Genomic DNA, 3709 nt, shown 5'->3' with positions numbered 1-3709 from the left:
CAGAGGTTCACCCGTCAGCGTAATGGTGAACCGTCCTCGACGGGCGGTCGGCTACAACGCGCTGATCCGGTCGGCGGCACCGACGGTAGCGGAACCGAGCTCGCTGAGCGCCGCTGCCGACAAGCGGGTGTCGGGGCAGCTCACAACCGCGGCCACCACCGCGCCACTCGCATCGCGCACCGGCGCGGCGAGGGTGACGACGGCGTTCTCGGGCCCGAGCTCGTCGGGCAGGTAGTCGATGGTGATCAGCTCGGTGATGACCGAGCCCAGTTGCGCGCGCAGCGCTGCGGTGATCGGTGAATCACGCAGTCCCGCCAGCACTTCCAGCATCGGTGTCGAGTCGTCGACGAGTCGTTCGACCGAGTAGCCGCGGGCACGGATCTCGGCGAGGACGCGGGCCAGCCGATCGCGGTGGACCGGATCGGCGGCCGCCAGCCACGCCTGCCTGGCCGGTTCGGGAGCCCAGGCGACGAATTCACGGCAGACAGGCGGCGCGAGCGGGAGCCTGCGGCCCGGGCGGATCCAGCCGGCGGACGGGTTCCCGACGACCTCGGTGACCACGATGCTGTCCCCGTCGCGTTCGGCGAGGAACACCGGATCGCCGGTGCGTTCGAACAGGGCGCGCAGGTGTTGCGCCGCGGTGCGGCGCAACGGGAAGGCCGCTTCGGCCCGGCGGGCGACGGTCAGCAGCCGCAGACCGATGCCGTAGCAGCCGTCGTCGTCGCGCACGGTCCAGCCGTCCGCGGTGAGCTGGGTGAGCACCGCGTGCGCGGTGGCCCTGGACAGTCCAGCTTCGCGAACGATTCGAGCCAGCGACAGCCGGTCGGTCGGGTGCCGCGAGAGCAGCTCGAGCACCTTCACGACCCGCTGCGTCGGCGGCGACGCGGCGCCCACTTCGCCCACCGAATCAGCGGTCGCCTCTTGACCGGCGCGCTCTGCCCGGCTTATCGTCGGTGTCACAATATCGAACAATAGCGTCGAATATTCGACAATGCAACCTGGCGACGGAAACCTCGGCCGCCGGAGCAGCGGAACGAAGTGGGTGAACAGTGCAGACGGGGTACGAGTTGTCGCACCTGGCGGCCTTGGAGGCCGAGTCGGTGCACATCTTCCGGGAGGTGGCGGCCACCTTCGAGCGGCCGGTGCTGTTGTTTTCCGGTGGCAAGGATTCGGCAGTGCTGTTGCACCTGGCGCGACGGGCCTTCTGGCCTGCGCCGCTGCCGTTTCCGCTGCTGCACGTGGACACCGGGCACAATTTCGACGAGGTGATCGAGTTCCGCGACCGGACCGCCGACCGCACCGGCGCGCGGCTGCTGGTCGCGTGGGTCCAGGACGACATCGACGCGGGCCGCTCGGTGGAGCGCCCCGGCGGCACCCGCAATCCGTTGCAGACCACCACCTTGCTGCGGGCGATCGGTGAGCACCGGTTCGACGCCGTGTTCGGTGGCGCGCGCCGCGACGAAGAGAAGGCGCGGGCCAAGGAGCGGGTGTTCAGTTTCCGTAACCGTTTCGGCGAGTGGGATCCGCGGGCGCAGCGGCCCGAGGTGTGGAACCTCTACAACGGGCGGCATCAGCAGGGCGAGCACATCCGGGTGTTTCCGCTGTCGAACTGGACCGAGCTCGACATCTGGGAGTACATCGATCGCGAGGCCGTCGAGCTGCCGACGCTGTACTACGCGCATCGGCGCCAGGTCGTCGAACGCGACGGCATGCTGTTGTCGGCAGGCCGATTCATCACCCCGCAACCAGGTGAGCACACGTTCGAGGCGACGGTGCGCTTCCGCACCGTCGGTGACGCCACCTGCACCGGGTGCGTCGAGAGCGACGCGGACACCGCGGCGAAGGTGATCGCCGAGACCGCCGCCACCCGGCTGACCGAGCGCGGCGCCACCCGCGCCCACGACCGGATCTCCGAGACCGGCATGGAAGACCGCAAGCGAGAGGGCTACTTCTGATGAGCCGCAACCTGTTACGCCTGGCGACCGCGGGCAGCGTCGACGACGGCAAGTCGACCCTCATCGGCAGGCTGCTCTACGACTCCAAGTCGCTGTTCGACGACCAGCTGGCCGCGATCGAGCGGGTGAGCACCGAACGCGGCGGCGACTCGGCCGATCTCGCCCTCGTCACCGACGGCCTGCGCGCCGAGCGCGAGCAGGGCATCACCATCGATGTCGCCTACCGCTATGTGACGACGCCGCGGCGCAAGTTCGTCATCGCCGACACCCCGGGCCATGTCCAGTACACCCGCAATATGGTCACCGGCGCGTCCACCGCCGACCTCGCGCTGATCCTGGTCGATGCCCGCACCGGGGTGTCCGAGCAGACACGCAGACACGCCTTCCTGGCCACTCTGCTCGGTGTGCCGCACCTGGTGGTGTGCGTGAACAAGATGGATCTGGTCGACTGGTCGCAGGAGCGGTTCGAGGAGATCCGCACCGAATTCGCCGCGTTCGCCGCGAAATTGACGGTCGGTGACCTGAGTTTCGTGCCCGTCTCGGCCCTCCTCGGTGACAATGTCGTCGAGGGCTCCGAGCACATGGACTGGTATCCCGGGCCGCCGTTATTGCGCCATCTCGAGGACGTGCACATCGCCTCGGACCGCAACCTCATCGATGCGCGGCTGCCGATCCAGTACGTCATCCGGGCTCAGCAGGGGCTCGATCACCGCAGCTACGCGGGCACCGTCGCCGGCGGCATCTTCAAGCCGGGTGATGAGGTGGTGGTGCTGCCCGCCGGGCATTCCTCGCGGGTGCGCGAGATCTGGGGGCCGGGCGGGACCAAGGTCGACGAGGCGTTCACCGGCATGGCGATCTCGCTGACACTCGACGACGAGATCGACATCGGTCGTGGCGATCTGCTGGCCAGGCCGGGTAATCGCCCGCAACAAGGCGCGGACCTGGACGCGATGGTGTGCTGGTTCTCCGAGACCACGCAGTTGCGCGAGGGCGCACGGTATCTGGTGCGCACCGCGGCGCAAACCTCGCCTGCGGAAGTCACCGCCATCGAATACCAGCTCGACGTCAACACGTTGCACCGAATCGAGGACGTGGAAGCGTTGTCGCTCAACGACATCGCCCGGGTCCGGCTGCGCAGCAGGCAGCCGCTGCTGTTCGATCCGTACCGGGAGAACCGGCGCACCGGCAGTTTCATCCTGATCGACCCGGTGACCGATCAGACGGTCGCCGCGGGCATGGTCACCGGACGCGACACCGGGGCGCACGCCGCACCGGCGACGGTGGTCTGGCACCGCTCGGCGGTGACCCGCGACGATCGCGCGCATTCCGGCGCCACGATCTGGCTGACCGGCCTGTCGGGCTCGGGGAAGTCGACGATCGCGGTCGAGGTGGAACGCCAGCTGGTCGCGGCGGGTCGCGCGGCCTACCTGCTCGACGGTGACAACCTCCGGCACGGCCTCAACGCCGGTCTCGGCTTCTCCCCCGCCGACCGGGACGAGAATGTGCGCCGGGTCGCGGAAGTCGCGGCCTTGTTCGCCGATTCGGGTGCGGTCGCCATCGTGTCGGTGATCAGCCCGTTCGCCGAGCAGCGTGCCCGCGCGCGCACCACGCACGCCGAGCGGACGTTGCCCTTCCACGAGGTCTTCGTCGACACGCCGCTGCCGGAATGCGAACGGCGCGACCCCAAGGGCCTCTACGCCAAAGCTCGGGCCGGTGAGCTGCCCGGATTCACCGGCATCAGCTCGCCCTACGAA

The 3709-nt window shown here is 69.0% G+C and carries 3 protein-coding genes; 2 read left to right on the top strand and 1 reads right to left on the bottom strand.

The window, feature by feature from the left end; genetic code table 11:
- Nucleotides 1-51 precede the first annotated feature (51 nt).
- On the bottom strand, nucleotides 52-960 hold the full coding sequence (locus ACFWPJ_RS27415) for an IclR family transcriptional regulator (RefSeq protein ID WP_378855566.1): 909 nt from the start codon (nucleotides 958-960) through the stop codon (nucleotides 52-54).
- An 89-nt stretch (nucleotides 961-1049) separates the two neighbouring features.
- Here ACFWPJ_RS27415 and cysD point away from each other — a divergent pair, with 89 nt between their 5' ends.
- Nucleotides 1050-1955 (top strand): sulfate adenylyltransferase subunit CysD, encoded by a 906-nt coding sequence (cysD, locus tag ACFWPJ_RS27410; protein WP_378855564.1) that lies wholly within the window; start codon nucleotides 1050-1052, stop codon nucleotides 1953-1955.
- On the top strand, nucleotides 1955-3709 hold a 1755-nt coding region (cysC, locus tag ACFWPJ_RS27405), incomplete at its 3' end, for an adenylyl-sulfate kinase (protein WP_378855562.1). The genes cysD and cysC, both read left to right, overlap by 1 nt.

The organism is Nocardia sp. NPDC058497 (assembly GCF_042720195.1).
GTDB lineage: Bacteria > Actinomycetota > Actinomycetes > Mycobacteriales > Mycobacteriaceae > Nocardia.
This window is presented reverse-complemented; position numbering and strand designations above follow the sequence as displayed.